This is a genomic window from Oryzomicrobium sp. (genome assembly GCF_036820405.1).
In the GTDB taxonomy this organism is placed as follows: Bacteria; Pseudomonadota; Gammaproteobacteria; order Burkholderiales; family Rhodocyclaceae; genus Oryzomicrobium.
This window is the reverse complement of sequence record NZ_DAISLS010000006.1, coordinates 50696-74169: the sequence shown is the minus strand read 5'-3', so window position 1 is coordinate 74169 and position 23474 is coordinate 50696. Positions and strand designations below refer to the sequence as shown.

Annotated in this window: 20 protein-coding genes; 8 read left to right on the top strand and 12 right to left on the bottom strand. The window is 68.7% G+C overall.

Annotated elements, in window-relative coordinates:
* Positions 1-89 precede the first annotated feature (89 nt).
* From murJ to V7Z98_RS06835, 4 genes are all read left to right on the top strand, one after another.
* Entirely contained in the window at positions 90-1640 is a 1551-nt protein-coding gene (gene murJ, locus V7Z98_RS06850) for a murein biosynthesis integral membrane protein MurJ (RefSeq protein WP_334157446.1), read from the top strand.
* A gap of 72 nt (positions 1641-1712) precedes the next feature.
* Entirely contained in the window at positions 1713-2342 is a 630-nt protein-coding gene (locus V7Z98_RS06845) for a YbhB/YbcL family Raf kinase inhibitor-like protein (protein ID WP_334157445.1), read from the top strand.
* 369 nt (positions 2343-2711) lie between these two features.
* Positions 2712-6524, top strand: a complete 3813-nt coding sequence (locus tag V7Z98_RS06840) for an autotransporter domain-containing protein (protein WP_334157444.1) — start codon at positions 2712-2714, stop codon at positions 6522-6524.
* A 68-nt stretch (positions 6525-6592) separates the two neighbouring features.
* Positions 6593-8368 (top strand): tetratricopeptide repeat protein, encoded by a 1776-nt coding sequence (locus V7Z98_RS06835; protein WP_334157443.1) that lies wholly within the window; start codon positions 6593-6595, stop codon positions 8366-8368.
* A gap of 47 nt (positions 8369-8415) precedes the next feature.
* On the opposite strand, the gene V7Z98_RS06830 is transcribed toward V7Z98_RS06835, so the two are convergent.
* From V7Z98_RS06830 to V7Z98_RS06800, 7 genes are all read right to left on the bottom strand, one after another.
* Positions 8416-9702 carry a 6-phosphofructokinase gene (locus V7Z98_RS06830; protein ID WP_334157442.1) on the bottom strand — a complete coding sequence of 429 codons (1287 nt, stop codon included), beginning with the start codon at positions 9700-9702 and terminating at the stop codon, positions 8416-8418.
* A gap of 33 nt (positions 9703-9735) precedes the next feature.
* Entirely contained in the window at positions 9736-10389 is a 654-nt protein-coding gene (gene adk, locus V7Z98_RS06825; RefSeq protein ID WP_293263705.1) for an adenylate kinase, read from the bottom strand.
* Positions 10390-10551: 162 nt separating this feature from the next.
* Positions 10552-11358 (bottom strand): 3-deoxy-manno-octulosonate cytidylyltransferase, encoded by an 807-nt coding sequence (gene kdsB, locus V7Z98_RS06820; RefSeq protein ID WP_293263704.1) that lies wholly within the window; start codon positions 11356-11358, stop codon positions 10552-10554.
* 109 nt (positions 11359-11467) lie between these two features.
* Complete coding sequence (locus V7Z98_RS06815; RefSeq protein WP_293263703.1) at positions 11468-11644, bottom strand: Trm112 family protein; 177 nt, start codon at positions 11642-11644, stop codon at positions 11468-11470.
* Entirely contained in the window at positions 11574-12734 is a 1161-nt protein-coding gene (gene lpxK / locus V7Z98_RS06810; protein WP_334157441.1) for a tetraacyldisaccharide 4'-kinase, read from the bottom strand. The genes V7Z98_RS06815 and lpxK overlap by 71 nt, the downstream gene beginning before the upstream one ends.
* A 110-nt stretch (positions 12735-12844) precedes the next feature.
* The gene (locus tag V7Z98_RS06805) at positions 12845-13264 is read right to left on the bottom strand and encodes an ExbD/TolR family protein (RefSeq protein ID WP_293263701.1); all 420 of its coding nucleotides are present in this window, start codon (positions 13262-13264) and stop codon (positions 12845-12847) included.
* Between the two features lie 10 nt (positions 13265-13274).
* A complete protein-coding gene (locus tag V7Z98_RS06800; RefSeq protein ID WP_293263700.1) occupies positions 13275-13880 on the bottom strand; it encodes a MotA/TolQ/ExbB proton channel family protein in 606 nt (201 codons plus the stop codon).
* A gap of 409 nt (positions 13881-14289) precedes the next feature.
* Here V7Z98_RS06800 and xseA point away from each other — a divergent pair, with 409 nt between their 5' ends.
* The 4 genes from xseA (at position 14290) to V7Z98_RS06780 (ending at position 18075) form a co-directional block, all read left to right on the top strand.
* Entirely contained in the window at positions 14290-15705 is a 1416-nt protein-coding gene (xseA, locus tag V7Z98_RS06795; protein ID WP_334157440.1) for an exodeoxyribonuclease VII large subunit, read from the top strand.
* A gap of 128 nt (positions 15706-15833) precedes the next feature.
* Entirely contained in the window at positions 15834-16421 is a 588-nt protein-coding gene (locus tag V7Z98_RS06790; RefSeq protein ID WP_334157439.1) for a superoxide dismutase, read from the top strand.
* 744 nt (positions 16422-17165) lie between these two features.
* Positions 17166-17774 (top strand): cytochrome c oxidase subunit 3 family protein, encoded by a 609-nt coding sequence (locus V7Z98_RS06785; RefSeq protein ID WP_293263697.1) that lies wholly within the window; start codon positions 17166-17168, stop codon positions 17772-17774.
* A 10-nt stretch (positions 17775-17784) separates the two neighbouring features.
* Positions 17785-18075, top strand: coding sequence for a cytochrome C oxidase subunit IV family protein (locus tag V7Z98_RS06780; RefSeq protein ID WP_334157438.1), 291 nt, complete (start codon positions 17785-17787; stop codon positions 18073-18075).
* A gap of 37 nt (positions 18076-18112) precedes the next feature.
* Here V7Z98_RS06780 and V7Z98_RS06775 read toward each other — a convergent pair whose 3' ends face one another.
* From V7Z98_RS06775 to V7Z98_RS06755, 5 genes are all read right to left on the bottom strand, one after another.
* Positions 18113-18886: a glycosyltransferase family 2 protein gene (locus V7Z98_RS06775; RefSeq protein ID WP_334157437.1), complete on the bottom strand. Its 774-nt coding sequence runs from the start codon at positions 18884-18886 to the stop codon at positions 18113-18115.
* Between the two features lie 46 nt (positions 18887-18932).
* Positions 18933-19775: a lysophospholipid acyltransferase family protein gene (locus V7Z98_RS06770; RefSeq protein WP_334157436.1), complete on the bottom strand. Its 843-nt coding sequence runs from the start codon at positions 19773-19775 to the stop codon at positions 18933-18935.
* 112 nt (positions 19776-19887) lie between these two features.
* Positions 19888-20781 carry a MipA/OmpV family protein gene (locus tag V7Z98_RS06765; protein ID WP_334157435.1) on the bottom strand — a complete coding sequence of 298 codons (894 nt, stop codon included), beginning with the start codon at positions 20779-20781 and terminating at the stop codon, positions 19888-19890.
* Between the two features lie 2 nt (positions 20782-20783).
* Positions 20784-21848 carry a chorismate transformation enzyme, FkbO/Hyg5 family gene (locus V7Z98_RS06760; protein ID WP_334157434.1) on the bottom strand — a complete coding sequence of 355 codons (1065 nt, stop codon included), beginning with the start codon at positions 21846-21848 and terminating at the stop codon, positions 20784-20786.
* Positions 21845-23191 (bottom strand): NAD(P)/FAD-dependent oxidoreductase, encoded by a 1347-nt coding sequence (locus V7Z98_RS06755; protein WP_293263691.1) that lies wholly within the window; start codon positions 23189-23191, stop codon positions 21845-21847. Before V7Z98_RS06755 ends, V7Z98_RS06760 begins: the two co-directional genes overlap by 4 nt.
* Positions 23192-23474 lie beyond the last annotated feature (283 nt).

Here is a 23474-nt window from a genome sequence, read left to right as displayed (position 1 = left end):
CGCTGCCCGCTCCGGAGCGGGGCCGGCGCCCGGCCCCCCGCACCCCTGCCGCTCCGGCCCGGGCGCCCATAAAACGCCCCCCGCTTCCCATGAACCTTTTGCGAGCGCTGGCCACGGTCAGCGGCATGACCCTGCTTTCCCGCGTCCTCGGCTTCGCCCGGGACTTCGCCATCGCCCGGGCCTTCGGCGCCGGGCTGGCCACCGACGCCTTCTTCGTCGCCTTCAAGCTGCCCAACCTGCTGCGCCGCCTGTTCGCCGAGGGCGCCTTCTCCCAGGCCTTCGTCCCGCTCCTGGGCGAATACCGCAACCGGCGCGGCCACGAGGCCACCAAGCTCCTGGTGGACCGGGTCGCCAGCGCCCTGGCCCTGGTGGTGCTGCTGGTCACCCTGATCGGCATGGCCGGCTCCTTCTACGTGGTCTGGGTGTCCGCCCCGGGCTTCGCCGACGACGCGCAGAAGATGCAACTGACGGTGACCCTGACCCGGATCGCCTTCCCCTACATCTTCTTCATGTCCCTGACGGCCCTGGCCGCCGGCATCCTCAACACCTGGAGCCGCTTCGCCCTGCCGGCCTTCACCCCGGTGATGCTGAACGTCTCGTTCATCGTCATGGCCCTGTTCGCCGCACCCCACTTCGATCCGCCGGTGCTGGCCCTGGCCTGGGCGGTGTTCATCGGCGGCTTTTTGCAACTGGCGATCCAGGTGCCGGCCCTGAAGAAACTGGACCTGCTGCCCCGGCTGTGGATCAACCCCCTGGTGTGCTTCCGCGACGAGGGCGTGCGCCGCCTGCTCAAGCTGATGGCCCCGGCGGTGGTGGGGGTGTCGGTGTCCCAGGTCAGCCTGCTCATCAACACCATCTTCGCTTCGTTCCTGGAGAACGGCTCGGTGTCCTGGCTGTACTACGCCGACCGGCTGATGGAGTTTCCCTCCGGCATGCTCGGCGTGGCCCTGGGCACCATCCTGCTGCCCTCCCTGTCCCGCTACCACGCCGACGGCAACCACGACGAATACAGCCGCCTGCTCGACTGGGGCCTGCGCCTGTGCCTCTTGCTCACCCTGCCCGCCGCCGTGGGCCTGGCGGTGCTGGGCGTGCCCCTCGTCTCGACCCTGTTCCAGCACGGCGCCTTCGGCGCCCACGACGTGCTGGCCACCCGCTCCGCCCTGGTGGCCTACAGCGTCGGCCTGACCGGCCTGATCCTGGTCAAGGTGCTGGCCCCGGGCTTCTACGCCCGGCAGAACGTCAAGACCCCGGTGAAGATCGCCCTGGTGTCCCTGACCGCCACCCAGTTGATGAACCTGGCCTTCATCTGGCACCTCAAACATGCCGGCCTGGCCCTGTCCATCGGCCTGGCCGCCTGCTTCAACGCCTTCTTGCTCTACCGCGGCCTGCGCCGCCACGACATCTTCACCCCCCAGGCCGGCTGGCGCCCGTTCACCGCCAAGCTGGCCGTCGCCCTGGCGGTGCTCGCCGCCGCCCTGTGGGTCGGCAGCGGCCCGGAAGCCGCCTGGCTGACCATGGGCGTCACCGAGCGCCTGGTGCGCCTGGTGCTGCTGGTGTGCGGCGGCGTCCTGGCCTACTTTGCCACCTTGTTCGCCCTGGGCTTTAGAATGAGGGACTTCCGCCGCCGCGGCGCGGAGTGAGGGGCGAGGCTTAAGCCACGGCCCGCCCCCGCCGGCCCCGGCCCACGGTTCACCATTCGGAGGATTCCGCCCATGGAACTGACCAGCACCAGCCTCGTGGATGGCGCCCCCATCCCGGGCGATTTCGCCTTCTGCCTGCCGGACCCGGCGCACCACGTCTGCCTGGGCCGCAACCGCAACCCCCAGCTGGCCTGGCGCGACGTGCCCGCCGGCACCCGTTCCCTGGCCCTGATCTGCCACGACCCGGACGTGCCCTCCCAGGGCGACGACGTGAACCAGCCCGGCCGCACCGTGCCCGCCAGCCTGCCCCGGGTGGATTTCTTCCACTGGGTGCTGGTGGACCTGCCGGCGGGACTGACCCAGATCGGCGAGGGCGAGTTCAGCCACGCGGTCACCCCCCGGGGCAAGGCCGGCCCGGCCACCCTGCACGGCGCCCGGCACGGCCTCAACGACTACACCGGCTGGTTCGCCGGCGACGCCGACATGAGCGGCGACTACTTCGGTTACGACGGCCCCTGCCCGCCGTGGAACGACGAACTGCCGCACCGCTATGTGTTCACCCTGTTCGCCCTGGACGTGCCAAGCCTGGCGGTGAGCGGCCGCTTCACCGGCCAGCAGGCCCGGGACGCCATGGCCGGCCACGTCCTGGCCCAGGCCAGCCTCACCGTGCGCTATACCTTGAATCCAGCGGTGGCGCTGTAATCCCGCCGCGCGCATCGTGCCTTCCCTGACCTGGAAGGCTGCGATGCGCCGGAGCATGCCATCCCCCTTACCAACCAAAGGCGAGCGCTGCCTTCGCCACCCATAGGTGGCGAAAACGGCCTGAGCATTGACGCGGCCCATCCCCCCCGACGGGGCCGCCTGCCGGCCGCAACTCCCGCGATTCCCGCCCCCCACACCGGAGCCGCGACGCTCCGGCCACCCTGACGAACGGCCCGCCCTGGGCCGCCGCAGCGCGCATTGCTGCGAGCGCAATATTCCACTCGGATTTGCTCAGATTTGCTCAGTTTCAGAAAAGCAAATCCCGCTACCCTCCCCCGCTTGAATCGTCACATCTGCGGGGAGGCCGTCATGAATAAAATCCACAGTACCGTCTGGAGCCAGGCACGCCGGGCTTACGTCGTCGCCCACGAAAAGGCCGCCACCGGCGGGAGGCCCTCCAGCATCCGCACCATGACGGCAGCAGTAGCGGCTGCAGTGTTGGCCCTGGCAGGGGGCGAGGCCCTGGCAGCTTGTGATGCAACGGGCTACTCGAGCTCCACCCAGGTGCTGGATAACGGCCATTGCCTCGAAATCTCCGGCACGGTTGCGCCCAGTACGAACAATGGCCCCGGCGTCGAGGTGATCTCGGGTAGCGACATCACCAACGGAGGCGCCATCGAAACCAGCGGCCTCAATGGTAACGGTATAAACATCGGACCTGGGCACGCCCTCACCGGCACCCTGCAAAACAACGGGCTGATTGTTTCCCACATGTTTCTCGATGGGTCTTCCCTTGGCACCAACGGCATCATGGTCAATGCCGGCACCGTGGGCAGCGTGGTCAACTCGGCTACGAGCGTCATCATCAGCGACCACGGTGCAGGCATCCAAGTCCAGGCAGGGGGCACGATCAACAATGGCGTGACCAACAGCGGCGAAATCAGCGGCGGCAAATACGGCATCCGGGTGGAAAGCCAGGGCCAGATTTTTGGCGGCATCACCAACAGCGGGACGCTGAGCGGCACTCAAGCAGGCATCGGCATCCATGGCGGCACCCCCTACGGCCAGTTCGCCCCAAGCCTCTTCGGCAGCATTACCAACCAGGCCGGTGGCCAAATCTCTGCCTGGAACAACGGCATCGACATTTTCCAGGCCGTGATTAACGGCGGTATCACCAACGAGGCAGGTGGAACCATCTCCGGCCAGGATGGGGATGGGATTCATATCAGCGCCCAATCCACCATCATCGGCGACATCACCAATTCGGGCACCATCACCGGCAACGACGTTTACAGCGCCGGCATTCGCATCGAGCAAGGCTCCTCCGTGCAGGGGAATATCGTCAACAATGGCGAAATCACTGCCAATACCGGTATTTTTATCCGGATGGACAACACGGTTTCTGGCAACATCCAGAATAGCTCAACCGGCCGGATCACCATGACGGGGGACAATGGCGGCGGTATCGTCGTCGATTGGACGAGCACCGTCCAGGGCAGTATCGCCAACAATGGCACCATCGTTGCCGCGCCGGATAGCGACGGCACGATGGGCAGCATGGTGGGCATCTATGTCAAGGACGGCAGCACCGTAAACTACGGCGTCAACAACTACGGCACCATCCAGCTTGGCGGATACAACAGCACGGGCATTGCAATCGATAGCGCCACCATTGGTAGCGGTGGTGGCGGTGTTGCAAATTATGGCGTCATCAACGATGGCGGCACCTCCCTCAGCGGTGGCATCAGCATTCGGAACGGCGCCTTCGTGCATGACGAAATCCTCAACGCCGAAACCGGCACCATCGACGTCGGCCATGGCGGCTTTGGCATCGGTGTCTTTAACAGTTCCGTCGCCGGCATCATTAATTTCGGCCGCATCAGCACCCTCGATGACGGAACAGGCATCCGCCTCGAAAACGCCTCTCTGGGAGGCAACATCACGAACTTTGGCCCTCTCAATGGTGGAATCAGCGGTATCGCGCTGACCAGCAATACCGTGGTCCATGGTGACATCATCAACGGCGGTACGATTGCCGGCGACAACACAAGCTCTGGAGCCGGCATCCTTATCGAAGGGGCCACCCTTACGGGCAGCATCGCTAACTATCAGCTCATTCGCGGACAGGGGACGGACCTCAAGGGGGGTATCGTCGTCGGCTATTTTGACGACGGCGCACATGCTGCCAGCGAGATCGGCCAGGGCATCACCAACTATGGCACCATCACCGGCGGCTACTACGGTATCGGCCTGGGCAATGGCGCGGCGGTAAACGGCGGCATCGTCAACAATGGTTATATCTACGGCGACAGCAGGGCGATCCGGCTGGACTGGGGAAGCATGCTGACCGGGGGGCTCGTCAACAACGGCCGCATTGAAAGCGCCAACGTTGCCATCAAGGTGGGTTCCGCATCGGGCTTTCCCACCAGCTTGCTGGCGGGTGGCATCACCAACACGGGCACCATTGCCGGCAGCGACACGGGCATCGCCGTCGTGGACAACGGCGCCATCACGGGCGGCCTGACCAACAGCGGCACCATCAGCGGCGGCAATTACGCCATCAACGTGGATGGCACGTCCTCCCTCGACAGCATCCACATCCGAGGCAACGACACGGCCCTGTTCGTCGGCGACGTGGTGGCACCGAACACCCCCACCTTCGTCGATTCCGGGGCGGTCTACACGCTGCAGAACGGCAACCAGTTCACCGTCTCCAGCTTCACCAACAACGGCACCCTCAAGATCGGCGAGGGCAGCACCGCCGCCATCACCGGCAACCTCGTCAATACCGGCACCTTCAGCCCGGCAGTGGCGAGCATGACCAACTACGGCAAGATCAACGTGTCCGGCTCCGCCACTCTGGGCGGCGTCGCGTACGTCAACGTGATCGGCACCCCCACCCTCACGGTGGGCTCCACCCTCACCGGCGTGATCCACGCCACCGGGGGGGTCAGCGGCCAATTCGCCGGTGTCGGCGACAATTCGGCCTTGTACGATTTCAAGGGAGTCTACGCCGCCAACGACTTCGGCCTGAAGATCGTCGCGGCGGGCGACAACGGCGGCCCCACCGTGTTGGGCAGCGCCCAGGAGCACAACAACACCCCCGGCCTCGGCGCCGCCCGGGTGCTGGACCAGGTGGTCGTCGGCAACGACCCGGCCTGGGCCCGCGTGCGCACCGCCCTGGGCCAGTTGAGCACGACCCAGCAGGTTTCCCAGGCAGTCAGCCAGACCTTGCCCCTGCTCACCGGCAGCAGCATCGCCGCCGCCAACTCGGCCTTGTCCGGCGTCAACCGGGTGATCCAGGCCCGCATCGAGGCCAACCGGGGCCTGTCGTCCGGCGAGGAGTTCTTCAACGACGGCAACGTGTGGGCCAAGCCCTTCGGCTCCTGGGCCCGCCAGGACAATTCGGGCGGCGTGGCCGGCTACAAGGCCACCACCGCCGGCCTGGCCCTCGGCATCGACCGCTCCGTCACCGCCCGCACCCGGGTCGGCTTTGCCCTGGCCTATGCCAACGCCAGCGTGACCGGGCAGTCGGACGTGGCGCCCAACAGCGCCAAGGTGGATCTGTACCAGTTGATCAGCTACGGCAGCTACAGCCTGGATGCGACCCGGGAAATCAACTGGCAGGTCGATGTGGGCAACAACCGCAACGAGGGAAGCCGGCAGATCCGCTTCCTGGGCGAGACGGCCCGGTCCACCTACAACAGCCTCACCGCCCACGCCGGCGTGGGCCTGGGCTGGTCCTACGCCCTGGGGGAGCAGACCCGCTGGCTGCCGTCGGTCCGCGCCGACTACACCTGGATCCGGGATGCGGGATATACCGAGCACGGCGCCGACGCGCTCAACCTCAAGGTCGATGGCCGCACCACGGACCAGCTGCTGCTGGCCGCCGACGGCAAGGTCAGCCATCAGCTGGCCGACGGCCTGGCGGTGATGGGCAACCTGGGGGTCGGCTACGACGCCCTGAGCAAGCGCGCCGCCATGACTTCGGCCTTCGCCGGCGAACCCGGCCAGTCGTTCGTCACCTACGGCGTCTCGCCCAAGCCCTGGCTGGCCCGGGCCGGCCTCGGTATCTCCAAGTCGCTCAAGAACGGGCCGGAAGTCACCGCCCGCTACGACCTGGAACTGCGCGAGGGCTTCAACAACCAGACGGCTTCAGTCAAACTCCGCTGGAATTTCTGACCGGCCTCCCTGCAACCTCACCGACTCAAAGCCGCGGATCTGGACTCTCCGCGGCTTTTTTCCATCCCATGATTTCTCCTGCCCTGCGGGAACGCTTTGCCACTGCCGCCGCCCTGGAATCCCAGGGCCGGTTTGCGGAGGCCGAGACGTGCTGCCGCCAAATCGTCGCCGAGGCGCCCCACTTCCATCCCGCCTGGCATGCCCTGGGCCTGCTCCTCTTCAGGGCCGGCAACCTGCCGGAGGCCGTGAACTGCCTGGAGTCGGCCATTGCCGGCGATGGCCAGGTGGCTCTTTACCACAGCAACCTGGGCGAACTGTACCGGCGCCAGGGCCAGCCGAAACGGGCCGTGGCAGCCGGCCTGGAGGCCACGCGGCTGGCCCCCGGGCAGCGGGATGCCCACTACAACCTGGGCCTGGCCTACAGCGACGCCGGGGCGCACGAACAGGCCGCCGCCAGCTACCGCAAGGCCCTGGAGATCGCCCCGGACCACGCCCTCTCCTGGAACAACCTGGGCGCCACCCTGGAACGCCTGGGAGACCAGGACGCCGCCCTGGCCGCCTATGAAAAAGCCGCGGCCCTCGATCCGCGCCATGCCATCGCCCGCAACAACCTCGGCGTCCTCTACCTGGAAAAGAAGCAGTCCGGCGCGGCACACCAGGCCCTCGCCGCAGCCAACGGGGAATACCACCAGCAGGGCATCGAACACTACCGGGCCGGCCGTTTCGCGGCGGCCATGGAATGCTATGAGCGGGCCCTGGCGATCCAGGCGGAACAACCAGCCGTGCTCAACAGCAAGGGTTTCCTGCTCCAGGACCTGGGATTCCTGGACGAAGCCCAGGCGTGCTTTGCCCAGGCCGTCAACCTGGACCCCGACATGGCCATGCCGCGCCTGAACCTGGGCATGCTGCAATTGAAGCGGGGGGACTGGGCGGCCGGCTGGGAAAACTACGAGGCCCGCTGGACGGGCTCGGCGGAGGCCGCGAACAGCACCCTGAACTGCCCGAACAGCCCCCTGCCCCAGTGGACGGGCCAGGGCGAAACCGCCGGCAAGCGGCTGCTGCTGATCTCCGAGCAGGGCTTTGGCGACGTGATGCAATTTTCCCGCTACCTGCCCCTGGCCACCGAACGCTTCGCCAAGGTGGGCTTCGCCTGCGCCCCGCCGCTCCAGCGCCTTCTGGAATGGTCCTTCGGCGACCGCGTCGCGTTCTTCACCCGCCTGCCGGCGGACAACGACGCCTGGGATTGGCAATACCCGCTGCTTTCGCTGCCCCGGGCCTTCGGCACCCGGCCGGATACGGTGCCGCGGACGGTGCCGTACCTCCGCGTTCTCCCACCGTCCCAGGATTACTGGCGCGAACGGCTGGAACGGGCGGCCCCCGGGCGCCCGCGCATCGGCATCGCCTGGGCCGGACGCAAGGCCCACCAGGCCGACGCCCGCCGCAGCCTGAAATTCGAGCGGTTGCGGCCCCTGCTGGAAAACCGGAACGTGACCTGGGTCAGCTTGCAGAAATGGGCCCCCGAAGACGAGCGTCCGGCCATTCCGGACGGGGTGGATTGGCTGGACTGGACGGACGAGCTGAACGACTTTGCCGACAGCGCCGCCCTGGCGGCCAACCTGGACCTGGTGATCACCATCGATTCCGCCGTGGTTCACCTGGCCGGCGCCCTCAACCGGCCCGTCTGGATGCTCAACCGCTTCGACGGCGAGTGGCGCTGGCTGCATCGCCGCGCCGATAGCCCCTGGTATCCCTCCCTGCGTATCTTCAACCAGTCGTCCTTCGGGGACTGGGATGGGGTGCTCGCGGACGTATCCCAGGCCCTGGCGGCCCGTTTCCCCGCCTGAGGGCAGGGGAAGCTCCGTTGGTCAGCGGCCAGCGGCGCAGGGCGCCGCTACAGGGCGAAGGGCGGCAGGCGCGGTGCCCGCACCGGGGGGCAATCCCAACGGTAATCGGGCAGGCCGTCGTGGCTAAAGGGCGGATAGGCTTCGCCGGCGATCAGGGGCGCCAGGTAGCGGCGCCCGGCGGGGCTGGCGTGGAGGCCGTCGGCGGTGAGGAAATCGGCCGGCACCTTGCGCTCCCGGTCGGCCAGGCCCTCCAGGGCGGCCGGCACCAGGTCCCAGCGGTAGGGCGCGTCGGCCAGGCGGCGAATCGCCACCATCACCCCGGTAGTGCCCGACAGGCTCCATTCCAGGCCCGCCGCCCCCACGGCCCAGGCCTGCTCCAGATCGACCCGGGAGGCCAGATGGCGCGCCGAGCGTTGCAGGTAGTCGGCCACGGCACAGTGGCACTTGACGCCGAGCCGGGCCTGGAGCCGGTCCGCCAGCCAGGGGCCGACACCGCCCAGTTGCTCGTGGCCGTAGGTGGTGGAGTCCCGCTCCACCGCCAGGGGCTTGCCGTCGGGGCCGGACAGCCCCTCGGCGACGGTGATGGCGCAGTAGCCGCCCCGGGCGATGGTGGCTTCCACCGCCGCCGCCACCCGGGCCTCGTCGAAGGGCACCTCGGGCAGCAGGATCAGGTGGGGCGCCGCACCGGGGGCGTCCTGGGCCAGGGCGGTGGACAGGGCCATCCAGCCGGCGTGGCGGCCCATCACTTCGAGAATGAACACCTTGGTGGCCCGGGCGCCGCCGCTCATGGCCGCCAGGTCCAGGCTGGCTTCGCGCATCGAGGTGGCCAGGTACTTGGCCGCCGAGCCGAAGCCGGGGGAGACGTCGGTGTCGAGCAGGTCGTTGTCCACCGTCTTGGGCAGGCCGACGGCGGTGATGTCCAGGCCATAGCGCCGGCCCAGTTCGACGAACAGGCGGGCGGTCTCCATGGAGCCGTTGCCGCCGTTGACCAGCACGTGGCCGATGTCGTGGGCGCGCAGCACCGCCGCCACCCGGTCCCACTGGTCGGGACGTTCGTCGTAGGGCGGCAGCAGCCGCCGGCTGGCGCCGAAAGCACCGCCCGGCAGCTGGCGTAAACGCAGCACGGCCTCGTCGGATAACGAGGCCGTGTCGATCAGCTCTTCCTTGAGCACCCCGGAGAAGCCGTTGCGCGCCGCCAGCACGGTGCCGATCGGCGCCCCGGCCTTGGCCAGGCTGCGGGCGGCGTCGATGACGCCCCCCGCCGTGGCGTTGATGACCGCCGTCACGCCGCCGGACTGGAAGTACAGCGCGTTCCTGGAGCGTGCAGCGATCAACGGGCAGGTCCGGAGGAAAGGACGTGCTGAGGCTTACTTGAGGGCGGCGAAAGCGCGGGCGGTGATCTCGTCCACGCCACCCACGCCGGCGATCTTGCGCACCTTGGGAGCCTTGGCGTCGCCGGTGGCGGCCCACTCGGAGTAGTAGGCCACCAGGGGCTCGGTCTGGGCGTGGTAGACGTCGAGGCGCTTCTTGACGGTCTCTTCCTTGTCGTCGTCGCGCTGCACCAGGTCCTCGCCGGTCACGTCGTCCTTGCCTTCGACCTTGGGCGGGTTGTACTTGACGTGGTAGGTGCGGCCCGAGGGCAGGTGGGCGCGGCGGCCGGCCATGCGCTCGATGATGTCGGCGTCGGGCACGTCGATTTCGAGAACGAAGTCGATGGCCACGCCGGCCTCCTTCATGGCCTCGGCCTGGGGAATGGTGCGGGGGAAGCCGTCGAACAGGTAGCCGTTCTTGCAGTCGTCCTGGGTCAGGCGCTCTTTCACCATGCCGATGATCACCTCATCGGGCACCAGACCGCCGGCGTCCATGAACTTCTTGGCTTCCAGGCCCAGGGCGGTGCCGGCCTTGACGTGGGCGCGCAGCATGTCGCCGGTGGAAATCTGGGGAATGCCGAACTTCTCGCGGATGAATTGGGCTTGAGTGCCTTTGCCGGCGCCCGGGGCGCCCAGAAGAATCAGTCGCATGGTGTGGTCCTCGGAAATGTGGATATCGACGAAACGGTTTCTTGAAAACGTCTGGAAACGTCGGTTTTGGGGCTGTTCAAAACGCGGCCCGGTGGTTCCGGGCATCTGTTTTTATGCGGGATCGCCGGCGGCGCGAACCTTACCCGCAATGGGCCGGGTTGGTCAAACCGCCCGGCCGCCAGGGGCCTTGGATTCAGCGCGTTCGGCCGATGTCACGAATGCGGCCCGCACCCGCTCGGCGTCTTCCGGCGTATCCACTCCGGCGGCGGGGGGATGGTCCACCGTGGCCACGGTGATGCGGTAGCCGTGCCACAGGGCGCGCAGTTGTTCCAGGGCCTCGAACTGCTCCAGGGGCGAGGCGGCCAGCCCGGCGTAGGCGTGCAGGAAGGACGCCCGGTAGGCGTACAGCCCGACGTGGCGCAGGGCCGGCAGCCCGGCTGGCAGCGCTTCGCGGCTGGCGGCGAAGGCGTCCCGGGCGTAGGGGATCGGCGCTCGGGAGAAGTACAGGGCGTCGCCGTCGGCCCGGCACACCACCTTGACCACGTTGGGGTTGAAGAAGTCCTCGGCGGCGACGATCGGGTGGGCCACCGTGGCGATGTCGGCGCCGCTCTCGGCCAGCCGCGCGGCGGTCAGCGCCACCAGGGCCGGATCGATCAGGGGCTCGTCGCCCTGGACGTTCACCACCAGGGTATCGCCGCCCCAGCCCTGCTGTTCGGCCACCTCGGCGAGACGGTCGGTGCCGCTCGGGTGGTCGGGTCGGGTCAGGGCCGCGGCGAAGCCGTGCTCGCGCACCGCGGCGGCCACGCCGTCATGGTCGGTAGCCACCAGCACGGACTGGGCGCCGGCACGGGCGGCGGCCTCGGCGACGCGCACCACCATGGGCTTGCCGGCCAGATCGAGGAGCGGCTTGCCCGGCAGGCGGGTGGAGGCGAAGCGGGCCGGAATGACGACGTGGAAGGGAACGGTCATGGCGAGGAAGGCGGAAGGTGTCCCGGCGACAGGCCCGGGAGCGGATGATCCGGCGCGGGGCGCGGCAGCCCGGCCGGGAAGGAATCCGGAAGCGCTGAACCCTGGCGGGTCAGGCCTCGTCGGCGCTCAGGGGGCGGGCTTCCTGTTCGAGCATCACCGGGATGTCGTCGCGGATCGGGTAGGCCAGCTTGCAGGGTTTGCAGACCAGTTCCTGCTTAGTCTTTTGGTATTCCAGGTTGCCCTTGCACACCGGGCAGACCAGGATGTCGAGCAGGCGAGCATCCATCGATTTTCTCCAGAACGTAAGCCGCCAGGTCCGGGGCGAGGCGGGCCGCCACGGGCAGCACCCAGGCCTCCTGCGCCCGGCCGGCCAGCGGCAGGGAGCGGCATTTTACCCCATCCTTCTCGGTCATCAGGACCACGGCATCCTCCAGCCCGGCGAAATCTTCCGGGCCGTAGGCGTGGTGGTCGGGAAAGGCCCGGTTTTCGCAGGACAGGCCGAGATCGCCCAAGGTGGCGAAGAAACGGGACGGGTCGCCGATGCCGGCGATGGCCACCGCCCGCCGGCCGCCGGCGGCCAGCCGGGCCGCCAGTTCGGCCGGGGCGATGCGGCGGCCGGGGTCGTCGAGGGCGACGAAGTCCTCCGGCGCCAGGGTCATGTCGAACACCGGCACCGCCCCCAGGTGGGCGTCGAGCCGGCCGGCCAGGGCGGTCCGGCCGCCATTGACCACCACCGCGCCCCCCCCGGCCAGCCGGCCCAGGCGGGGGAGCGGATCGCGCAGGGGGCCAGTGGGCAGGCGCCAGCCGTTGCCGGGGCCGCGCCGGTCGAACACCGCGATTTCCAAGTCCCGGCCCAGGCGCAGGTGCTGCAAGCCGTCGTCGCACAGGATCAGGTCGGTATCCGGATGGGCGGCCAGCAGGGTGCGGGCGGCGGCGGCCCGATCCCGGCCGACCCACACCGGCACGCCGGTGGCGGCCAGCAGCAGGGGCTCGTCCCCCACCACCGCCGGATCGTCGCCCGGGGCCACCGGCCGGGGGGCGTCGCCCGCCGCACCGCCGCTGCCGCCGTAACCCCGGCTGACGATGCCCGGGCGCTTGCCCCGGGCCGCCAGTTCCCGGGCCAGGGCCTGGGTCAGGGGCGTTTTGCCGGCGCCGCCCACGGTGAGGTTGCCCACCACCACCACCGGCACCGGCAGCCGCTCGGTCCGCGCCCAGCCCCGGGCGTAGGCCAGGCGGCGCAGGCCGCTGACGGCGGCGAATAGGCCGGATAGGGGCGCCAGGGGCCACAGGCCGGCGGCCAGGCGGGGACGGAACCAGGCCCGGGCCAGGGCCGCGGCCAGGCCGTCGCGGGGCGCCGGGGCGGAGGGAAGGGTCACGTGGGGAACGGTCGGGAAGAATCGGCGGCAGGCCTACAGGCAGTGTGCCGAAAGCTCGGCCGCCAGGCCCCGGAGCATGGAGCGGGACGGCGGCGGCCGCCCCGCATCCATCAGTGTCCGGTCTGCTGGGTGGCGAAGGAGATGTGGGGGTAGCCGGCCGCCTGGGCCGCCTGCATCACGTCCACCACCGACTGGTGGGTGGCCTTGGCGTCGGCGCTGATGACGATCAGCGGGTCGGGGCGGTCGCCGGCGGCCCGTTTCAGGCCCTCGGCGATGGTGCCGACCTCGCCGTTGGCCAGGGTCTGCTTGTCCACCACCACCTGGCCGGCGGCGGTGACCGCCACGTTGATCTCGTTGGGTTTTTCCTGCTTCTGCTCGGCATCGGCCTGGGGCAGGTTGATCTCCAGCCCGGAGAAGCGGGAATAGGTGGTGGTGAGCATGAGGAAGATGATGATGACGAGCAGCACGTCGATCATCGGGATCAGGTTGATCTCCGGCTCTTCCCGGCCGCGGCCGCGACGAAAGTCCATGGCCGGCTCCTTACGTGCGGTCGCCGTGGACGACTTCCACCAGCCGCACCGCCTGCTGCTCCATGTCGATCACCAGGGCATCGACCTTGGCGCGGAAGTGGCGCCAGAAGATCATGCTGGGAATGGCGATGATCAGGCCGAAGCCGGTGTTGTAGAGGGCGATGGAGATGCCGTGGGCGAGTTGCTGCGGGTTGCCGCCGGAGGGGCCTTGGGAGCCGAAGATTTCGATCATGCCGACGATGGTGCCGAACAGGCCCATCAGGGGGGAGATCGAGGCGATGGTGCCAAGGGTGGTCAGGTAGCGTTCCAGTTCGTGGGTAACGGCGCGGCCGGCTTCCTCGATGGATTCCTTCATCACCTCCCGGGAGGCGCGCACGTTGCGCAGGCCGGCGGCCAGTACCCGGCCCAGGGGGGAGCCGGCTTCGAGCCCGGCCACCAGTTGTTCGTTGACCCCGCCCTGGCGGTACTGCTGCACCACCTGCTGGAGCAGCCCGGCGGGCACGACCTTGGTGCTGCGCAGGGCCTGGAGCCGCTCGATGATGAGGGCCAGGGCGATGATCGAGGCGAGCAGCAGGAACCAGATGGGCCAGCCGGCGGCTTGAATGATGGCGAACACGGAACTCTCCGGAATTCTGGCGGGACCGCCGGCGGCGATCCCCAAAAAAGGCGCCGGGATGGGGCGCCGGGGTCGGGGCAACGCCGTGACGCACGTCACGGCGCGAAAGTCGGAACTTTATCCGGCGCCCCGTCCCCGGGCAAGGGCGCCATGCCGTACGGATTTATCCACAAAGTCTGTGGATAACTCTGTGAATAGGTTGTCGAGGAACGCCGCAAAGGGCCGTGGCAGCGAAATACGGCTTACCTTGCACATTTTTTACGCAAGAATATTTATCGTTAAAAATCAACACGTTGAATTTTATTCACGGTGACAAGCGGCATAGCGGGTGAGCAAGCACTCTCCCACCTTGACAGTTCGCCGGCCTGTGGATCAATCAGGCCGCGGCGGCCTCCGCTACAATGCCGGCATGGCTGAATTTCCACCCGAATTTTCATCGTTTCCAGGGGATTCCTCCCCCTCGTCCGCCCCGCCCCTGCGCGAAGAAAAGCCCTTGCCCATCTCGGCGCTCAACCGCCGGGTGCGCCAGATTCTGGAGGGCAACTTCCCCCTGTGCTGGGTCAGCGGCGAAATCTCCAACCTGACCCTGGCCGCCTCCGGCCACGCCTATTTCTCCTTGAAGGACGACCAGGCCCAGGCCCGCTGCGTGATGTTCCGCAGCCGGGTGCAGACCCTGGGCTTCCGCCCCGAGAACGGCCAGAAGGTCGAGGCCCGGGTGCTGGTGTCCCTTTACGAGCCCCGGGGCGACTTCCAGCTCAACGTCGAAGCCCTGCGCCCCGCCGGCCTGGGCAATCTCTACGAGCAGTTCGTGCGGCTCAAGGCCCGCCTCGACGCCGAGGGGCTGTTCGCCGCAGAAAACCGCCTGCCGATCCCGGCCTACCCGCGCCGCATCGGCATCGTCACCAGCCCCCAGGCCGCCGCCCTGCGCGACGTGCTCACCACCCTGGCACGGCGCGCACCGCACATTCCGGTGATTCTCTACCCCACCCCGGTCCAGGGCGACGAGGCACCGCCGCGCATCGTCGCCGCCCTGGAGGCCGCCTACGCCCGGGCCGAGGTGGACGTGCTGCTGGTGGTGCGCGGCGGCGGCAGCATCGAGGATCTGTGGGCCTTCAACGACGAGCGGGTGGTGCGCGCCGTGGCCGCCGCCCCCCTGCCGGTGGTGAGCGGTATCGGCCACGAGACCGATTTCACCCTCGCCGACTTCGCTGCCGACCTGCGCGCCCCCACCCCCACCGGCGCCGCCGAACTGGCCAGCCCGGACCGGGAGGCCCTGCTCGACCGGCTCGACGAGCTGCACCGCCGCCTGGCGCGCCGCGCCGGCCGGCTGATCGACGACCACGGCCAGCGCCTCGACTACCTGGCGCGGCGCCTGATCCACCCGGCCCAGCGCATCGCCCGGCACCGGGAAACCCTGCAAGCCCTGGCCCAGCGTCTGGCCCAGGCCGGCCGCCGCCGGCTGGCCGAGCAGCACACCGCCCTCTCCCGCCTGGACGGCCGGCTGCGCGCCCGCCGCCCCAGCGTGGCGCCCCAGCAGGCGCGGCTGGCGGCCCTGGAGCAACGCCTGCACGGCACGGCGCGCCAGCGCCTGGAAAGTACCCGGCAGCGCCTCGCCCATCTGGGCGCGGCGCTCGCCCATCTGTCGCCGGAAGGCGTCCTGGCCCGGGGCTACGCCCTGGCCTTCGACGCCGAGGGCCGTATCGTCCGCCAGGCGGCGGCGCTGCGCCCGGGGGACGGCCTGTCCCTGCGCCTGCACGAAGGATCGGCGGCGGTCCGGGTCGAATCCACCAGCCTGGTGCCGGCCGCCGCGCCCAAGCGCGGCTGACCGCGAAGTTGTGCTCGCCACGCCCCCCGCATAGAATCCAAAGGTTCAGAGCGCCGCTTCCCGGCTGGTTCGCTGGTCTGCTGGCTTGGTATGGCGCTCCAACATCCCCCACTGCAACGGAGAACAATATGGAACATCAACTGCCCCCCCTGCCCTACGCCAAGAACGCCCTGGCTCCGCACATCTCCGAAGAAACCTTCGAGTACCACTACGGCAAGCACCACCAGGCCTACGTGACCAACCTGAACAACCTGATCAAGGGCACCGAGTACGAGAACCTGGGTCTGGAAGAAATCTTCAAGAAGGCCCCGGCCGGCGGCATCTACAACAACGCCGCCCAGGTGTGGAACCACACCTTCTTCTGGAACTCCATGAAGCCCGCCGGCGGCGGCGCTCCCACCGGCGCCCTGGCCGACGCCATCAACAAGAAGTGGGGTTCCTTCGACGAGTTCAAGAAGGCCTTCACCGCCTCCGCCGTGGGCAACTTCGGCTCCGGCTGGACCTGGCTGGTGAAGAAGGACGACGGTTCCGTGGACATCGCCAACACCGGCGCCGCCGGCAACCCGCTCAAGACCGGCGAGGGTAAGCCCCTGCTGACCATCGACGTGTGGGAACACGCCTACTACATCGACTACCGCAACGCCCGTCCCAAGTTCGTGGAAACCTTCCTGGCTTCCCTGGCCAACTGGGACTTCGCCGCGCAGAACTTCGCCTGATCGACGTCTCCTGACGCCGCAGCGCCCACCGGCGCTGCCGACGGGGCGGGGCCACATGTGCATCATGTGGCCCCGCCCCGTTTGCTTTGGCAGCGGCGCGAGCGGGGCGGAAAGGCGGAGCGCCATATTCGCCAATCGGGCACCGCCCCCGCGAACACGGATTCGGCGCAAACGGCGGGGCAAAGCGCGGCGGCAGCGAGCGGGAATGCGCCACCCAATACTTGAATTTTTTTAATACGTCCCAACAGGCCGAATGCCAAACTCCAATACTGGCGCGGACCTTCATATTTCCGCAGGCTGGATATATTAATTTTATTAAAGTATTCCCCCCAGGTGGGAGGCCCGCCGCCACGGCGCCGGGGTGCGCCCGGAGAGCCGGAACGGCTGGCAGGCCGACAAGCGGGCAGGCCCGCCGCACCCAATCCCGCGCGGTGCGCCCCCCCCCCGATTCCCGCGCCCTCTGGCGCCCCTGTGGCACAGGGGATCGAAACCGTCTTCGCTTGCGGAAACTCATCCCCCTGGCGGCACGCCTCGCCTGCATTCAGTGCGCTTTTGGCAGGCTTTCGGCACCCATTCGGCGCATTTCCGGCACGGGGCCATCACTCCGGGCCGAGTGCAGCAAACAAAGACCGGGGCAAACAAACTGTCATGCCGGTTTTTTGACTTTTCTGTACCTGCCCCGGCCAAGGCGGCGGCGCACAATGACGGCTGCTCCGCCGTGGAGCGGCTTGCCCGCGTGATGCCATGAACGCCACCCTGACCCTGCCCCATCCCCCCTCGCCCCCCGCCGACGCTTCCGTTGCCCGCATTCCCGGCAACAAGGGCATCTGGGTGGGTATCTTCTGCGAACTCACCGAGTTCGGCCTGATGTTCCTGGTCTATTTCATCGCCCGGGCTCACCATCCGGAGGCGTTCAGCGCCGGCGCGGCGCGCCTGTCCCTGGCGGCCGGCACGGCCAACACGGTGTTCATGTTGAGCAGCAGCTACGCCATCGCCCGGGCGCTGTCCGCCATCCGCCGCGACGAGCAGCGCGCCTGCCTGCGCTGGCTGGGGGCCGCCCTGGTGCTGGGGTTGGGTTATCCGGTGGTGAAGTTCTTCGAGGTGCAGTGGAACATCGCCCAGGGCATCGACGGCAGCGCCGGCATCTTCTTCACCACCTACTACTACCTGACCTTCAACCACTTGGTCCACGTCAGCTGGGGCATCCTCGGCCTGCTCTGGGTGATGGCCCGCACCCGCATGGGCGCCTACTCGGCGGCGGACTACCAGGGGCTGGAAGCCCTGGGCTGCTACTGGCACGCCACCGACCTGATCTGGCTGGCCATCTTCCCCCTCTTCTACGTGCTGCACTGAGGAGCACGCCATGAACCCCGACAAGCGCCTGACCCGGACCTGGCTGGTCCTCCTCGCCCTCACCCTGGGCGGGGGCTTTCTCGGCGAGAGCCACTACGGCGGCATCGTCCTGGCGGTGGCCGCCGCCCTGCTGGTGGCAGTGAAGAGCCGCCTGGTGATCGTCCATTTCCTGGAACTGAACCAGGCCCACCCGCGCATCCGCCGGGTGGTGGGCACCTATTTCGCCGCCATGCCCGCCCTGATGGTGCTGACCGCCCTGGCCGGCCCCCAGATCGTGCGCTGGACGTCCCTGGGCGGCTGATCGCGGCCGTCCCCGGGCCGCCCCCTTCACCAGTTGTTCAGCGGCCGCTCAGGCGCCGCGCCGCCAAGAGCGGCAGGCGCAGCACGAAGCCGATGAACAGCCGGGTGTGCATCCAGGTGAGCAGGGTGTTGTCGCGCAGGTAGTTGAAGTGGGAAACGCCCCCTTCCTCGGGACGCAGGTACTTTACCGGGGCCGGCAGGTTCACCGGCGGCACGCCGCGCCAGGCCAGGCGCACCACGGCTTCCGGATCGAAGTCGAAGCGGCGCATCCAGCGCTGGCCACGCATCACCGCGCGCAGCGGGTCGATGGGATAGACGCGGAAGCCGTACAGCGAATCGCCGATGCCCATCCACAGGGTTTCCAGGTTGGCCCACCAGTTGGACACCTTGCGCCCCTTGACGCGCAGCGCCGGGGCGCTGGCGTCGAACACCGGCACCCCCAGCACCATGGCCCCCGGCGTTTCCCGGGAGCGGGCCATGAATGCGGGGATCAGATCGGCGGGATGCTGGCCGTCCGAATCCATGGTCAGGGCGTGGGTGAAACCCGCCGCCGCGGCCAGGTCCAGGCCGTGCAGCACCGCCGCCCCCTTGCCCCGGTTCTCCGGCAGCACCTCCACCCGCAGCCCCGGGTCCTCGGCGGCCATGGCCAGCAGCCCCTCGGCGGTGCCGTCCCGGCTGCCGTCCACCACCACCCACACCGGGTTCCACCAAGCCCGGGCGGCCCGCACCGTGGCATAGACCTGTTCCCCCGGGTTGTAGCTGGGGATGAGCACCAGGTGGGTGGTGGAGGGTGCGGCGGCGGATTCGGTCATGGGTACAGGCAAGGGGGAGGAAAGAATGTGGGGAATCAGAAATGAATCAAGACACGGCCCGGGAGCGGGCCGGTACCGACTCCGCGTCGGCGCAACGGCAGGACGCCCCGTCCGCCGGCCCATGGTCCGGCTGCGGCCGGGAGGGCGACGGGGACAGGGTCCCGGCGAAATAGGCTTCCAGCTCCCGGGTGAAGGCATGGGGATCCTGGGGCGGGTCGAAGCGCTGTCCCAGGCGGATGCGGTAGGTGATGGGCAGCTCGGGCCGGCGCAGCACCGGCCAGCCCTTGCTCAGATAGGGCGAATCGGTCTCGATGAACACGGTCTGGATCGGCGCCTGGGCCCGGTGCGCCACCAGGGCCACGCTGCCCTTGAACGGCCCCACCGGGCCGCCGGTGGTACGGGTGCCCTCGGGGAACACCAGCAGGTGGTTGCCCTGGTGCAGATCGTCCACCGCCAGCAGGATCATGCCGAACAGGGAATCGTTGCGGATGTAGCGGGCGAGCCGCGCCCCGGCGCCGAGGAACAGGTTGTCCATCAACTCGGCCTTCATGATGCAGGCCACGTCGGGCAGGCGCGACACCACCATCACCGCGTCGAGCAGGCAGGGATGGTTGGGGGCGATGATCAGGGGGCCGGAATCGCGCAGGGTATCCAGGGCCTTCAGGTCGAAGCGGCAGGCCCCCAAGGCCGACAGGCCGGCCAGGTAGAGGCGGAAGCCGCCCATGATGCCGAGGCGGCCGACCCGCAGCCCGGCCCGGCGCGGCAGCAGGGGATAGAGGAGCACCGCCAGCAGGGACCAGCCCAGGCACAGCACGCCCAGGAGAACCCAGCCGAGGGCGACGGCCACGGCGGCATGGACGCGGCGCAGCGGCGGGGGCAAGCGGCGCACGAGTTCGTGCGGCAGGAAAAACGACATCAATGAACCACGCGGGAGAGATGGAAGAAGGTTACTGCTCGATCCACCCGCCGGCACGTCGGCACCGGCGGGCGGGTGGGGTCGATCAATAGTCCCACTCCACTTTCTTCGACGATTCGCCCAGCACCCAGGCGACCGCCAGCCCGGCGGCCAGGTACTGGTCGCGCCTGACCAGGGGGCTGTCCTCGAAGGCCGCGCCCTTGAGGGTGTCCCAGCGGACGAAGGCGCCCACCCAGGTGCTCTTGAAGCGCTTGGACAAGGACGACAGCACCTGAGTGCCCGCGTAACCGCCGCCCGCCTGGTAGGCCGGGCGGCCGGCGGCGGCGTACTGGGGCGCCACCGAATAGAAATAATCGTTGTAGCGGCGCGACTGGAACAGGGGGCCGGCCAGCAGCCCCAGGTTCCAACCGTTGAAGCCGGCCACGTCCTCCACGTCCAGGTTGAGGCGCGGCGAGAACACCCAGCCCAGGGACTTGGGGCTCGATTCGACGGTGAAGGCGGCGCGTACCGGCAGGCGCAGGTCGAGCTTGGTGCGGTGGTCGGTGGTGCGCCACAGGTTCACGTCCAGGGAGGGGCCGACTTCCACGGTGGGCTTGAGGTCGGTCATGCCCTGGCGGGCGTCGTTCTTGTCGCTGTTGACCGGCAGTGAGGCGGCGCCGCTGATGTTGAGCTCGACCCGGTCGGTGTCGAGCAGGGTGCCGCGCACGCCATTGCGGTCGGCCTTGAGGAATTCGCCGCGATAGACGAAGTACGGCATCGGCAGGGCGTAGGCGCGGCTCTGGCTGGAGCCCCGGTAGTCGGGCATGACCAGGCCGCCGACGCCCATGCCGGCCTCCCACAGGGGCTTTTCGTCGGCTGCCGCAGGCTGGGCCAGCACTGCGCAGGCGGTGGCGAGGATGGCGGCGGTCAGGCCGAGGCCCAGCAGCGGGGAGCGTAACAGGATGGGAAACGTGGAATACGGTGCAACGGAAAACGGCACGTTCAGAACTCCAGGGAATGGCCGGTACTGGCTTCGATCTCGACCAAAAGATCGGCGCGACAGACGTCGGCTTGCAGGTAGAAAGCCCGGGCCGCCGGCAGCGCCCGGCCGATTTCGGCCCGGACGGCCGGAAGATCGGCGGGATGGCGGATGTAAATCTTGAGTAGGCAGTCGGCCAGACGGTAGCCGGCGCCGGGCGCGACCCGGTTGGCCTCGGCGATCACTGCCTCCAGGTTGGCCAGGGTCTCCCGGGTCTGGGCGGCCACGTCCCCCATGTGCAGGGTCCGGTGGCCGACGATACTGGCGGTGCCGGAGATGAACAGCACGTCCTGCCCGCCATGGCGCACCACGGCGGCGCGGGAGAAGGTGGGGCTGCGCGGCCCGTACTCGCGGGGATAGTGGTAGGCGCTGGTCTGGCGCGGGTTTTCCACCGGAATCGGCGCTTGCCGGCCGGCGAGGAAGAACACCACCAGGTGGCCGCCGATGGTGCCCAGGGCGCAGGCCGCCGGCACGTTCTGGACCACGGGCCGGCCACTGGCGAGAAAGGCGTCCTGGCGGCCGATGTTGAACTGGCGGTAGCGCTCCAGGCCGAAGCTCTCGCCGTTGATGTCGTCCAGGTAATTCCACACCCGCAGCAGGTAGGGATAGCCCTCGGCGGCAAGCAGGGCGAAGACGGCCCTGTAGGCGGCCTCGGCGGCCTGTTGCAGGGGCGTGGCGCCATCCCCGGGGGAGAAGTCCGCCTCGTCCAGGGTGACGGCGCCGAACAGCAGGTTGGGCCCGGCCCGCCATGCCAGGGGTCCGGCACGACCGGCGCGCAGCGGCGCGTCGCCGCGCCAGGCCTCGATCCAGGCCGGATGGCCGTCGAGCACCGGGGTGGAAACGAAGCTCTGGGGGGCCTCGCCGGGCAGGGCCAGCGGCGCGGCGGCAAAGACGGCGCTCCCGAGGAGGTCGTCCTGGAGCGCCAGCAGCGGCGCGGTGTTCCGGGCATCCCCCGCCGGCTCGCCCGTCCAGGGCTGACAGGCGACGATCAGGGGTGTTGCGCCCGGATGGTGCGGTACAGCGCTCATTGTCCTCCGACGCCGGATTCCGGCATTTCCACGTAGCGAATGTTCATGCGCCGCTTGCGCCAGGCCGCCAGGGAACGGGGCAGGTGGCGCAGCGACATGAGGTAGTAGATGGCTTTGAAGGCGAGCAGGGAGCGCCAGATCGGCGTGCGGCCGAAGATGTCGCCGGCCAGCACCGAGAGCAGGGCCTCTTCCATGCGCAGCTTGTTGCTCGGCGCCATGAACAGGTCGCGCATGGTGGGGTTGGTGACCCGGTAGATGAACCAGGAGAATTCCTTCGGCCCGTGCTTCATCACCCGGTCGAAGGCGGCCATGGCCTGGGCGGTCCGGGCCGGTTCGCGCAGGGCCGTGTCCACCGCCTCGGCGCCGGCGAAGGCGCCGTTCATGGCCAGCATGACCCCGGAAGAGAACACCGGGTCGATGAAGGCGTAGGCGTCGCCGATCAGCAGGTAGCCGGGGCCGTGGGTGCGGTCGGTGACGTAGGAGAAATTGCCGGTGGCCTCCACCCCGGCCATCAGCTCGGCGCCCTGGAGCCGCTCGGCCAGTGCCGGGCAGAGCTGGATGGTATCGAGGAAGAAGTCCGTGAGGGATTTCTGCCGGGTCTTCATGTAGTAGGGCCAGACCGTGGCGCCGACGCTGGTGGCGCCGTCGGACAGGGGGATGAACCAGAACCAGCCGTGCTCGAACCAGAAGATGGTGATGTGCCCCGCAGCCTGCCCCTCGTGGCGGCGGGCATTGCGGAAGTGGCCGTACATGGCCGAGCTGTTGTGCCTGGGGTTGCGCTGCTTGGCCTGGAAGCGGTTGGCCAGGAAGGTGTCGCGCCCCGAGGCGTCCACCACGAAGCGGGCGGCGAAGGTTTCTTCCCGGCCGTCGTCGTGGCGGGCCTGGACGGTGGCGCCGCTGCCGTCGGGCTGGAAGTCCACCGCCCGCACCTTGCAGCCCTCGATCACCGTGGCGCCCTTGGCGGCGGCGTTGTCGATCAGGACCTTGTCGAAATCGGAGCGGCGCACCTGGTAGGCGTGGGGCATGGACTTGTCCCAGGCCCGGGCGAAGAAGAAGGTCTGCCGCTGATCGTGCCAGGGCGAGACGAATTCGGCCCCCCATTTTTCCATGCCGATGGCGCGCACCTGGTCGGCCACGCCGAGGCGCTCGAACAGGGGCAGGTTGGCCGGCAGCAGGGATTCGCCGATGTGGAAGCGTGGATGACGGTCCTTGTCCAGCAAGGTCACCCGGTGGCCTTTTTCAGCCAGCAACGCCGCAGCGGTGGAGCCCGCCGGCCCGCCGCCGATGACGAGGACGTCGCACGAGGGTACGGCCGGATTTGCAGCGGTTGTTTCCCAATTCATGACATCCCTCCTGGCCGCGGCCGTTGGAGACGATCGGCAGGCATGGTGCAGCACGCTCTGGTATCGTTGCGCCCTGCCCATGATGTTGTTCTATCCGGCGCCCTGCGCCGGCCCCCCATCTGAGCGACGTATATGACAACCGCCCAGGCAAGCCGGCAAATTTTACTACATCACTCCCGCCCTACCGCCGGGCGGCGACGACTTGCCGGAACGGGGAGCCTGCACTAGCCTTTTCGCAGCACCACCGCGCCCGCCGCGACGGTAGCACCAAACCCGGCAGGCC

Coding starts and splice junctions, on each gene's coding strand:
- murJ (WP_334157446.1), top strand. CDS start 90: ATGAACCTTTTGCGAGCGCTGGCCACGGTCAGCGGCATGACCCTGCTT.
- V7Z98_RS06845 (WP_334157445.1), top strand. CDS start 1,713: ATGGAACTGACCAGCACCAGCCTCGTGGATGGCGCCCCCATCCCGGGC.
- V7Z98_RS06840 (WP_334157444.1), top strand. CDS start 2,712: ATGAATAAAATCCACAGTACCGTCTGGAGCCAGGCACGCCGGGCTTAC.
- V7Z98_RS06835 (WP_334157443.1), top strand. CDS start 6,593: ATGATTTCTCCTGCCCTGCGGGAACGCTTTGCCACTGCCGCCGCCCTG.
- adk (WP_293263705.1), bottom strand. CDS start 10,389: ATGCGACTGATTCTTCTGGGCGCCCCGGGCGCCGGCAAAGGCACTCAA.
- kdsB (WP_293263704.1), bottom strand. CDS start 11,358: ATGACCGTTCCCTTCCACGTCGTCATTCCGGCCCGCTTCGCCTCCACC.
- V7Z98_RS06815 (WP_293263703.1), bottom strand. CDS start 11,644: ATGGATGCTCGCCTGCTCGACATCCTGGTCTGCCCGGTGTGCAAGGGC.
- V7Z98_RS06805 (WP_293263701.1), bottom strand. CDS start 13,264: ATGGACTTTCGTCGCGGCCGCGGCCGGGAAGAGCCGGAGATCAACCTG.
- xseA (WP_334157440.1), top strand. CDS start 14,290: ATGGCTGAATTTCCACCCGAATTTTCATCGTTTCCAGGGGATTCCTCC.
- V7Z98_RS06790 (WP_334157439.1), top strand. CDS start 15,834: ATGGAACATCAACTGCCCCCCCTGCCCTACGCCAAGAACGCCCTGGCT.
- V7Z98_RS06785 (WP_293263697.1), top strand. CDS start 17,166: ATGAACGCCACCCTGACCCTGCCCCATCCCCCCTCGCCCCCCGCCGAC.
- V7Z98_RS06780 (WP_334157438.1), top strand. CDS start 17,785: ATGAACCCCGACAAGCGCCTGACCCGGACCTGGCTGGTCCTCCTCGCC.
- V7Z98_RS06775 (WP_334157437.1), bottom strand. CDS start 18,886: ATGACCGAATCCGCCGCCGCACCCTCCACCACCCACCTGGTGCTCATC.
- V7Z98_RS06760 (WP_334157434.1), bottom strand. CDS start 21,848: ATGAGCGCTGTACCGCACCATCCGGGCGCAACACCCCTGATCGTCGCC.
- V7Z98_RS06755 (WP_293263691.1), bottom strand. CDS start 23,191: ATGAATTGGGAAACAACCGCTGCAAATCCGGCCGTACCCTCGTGCGAC.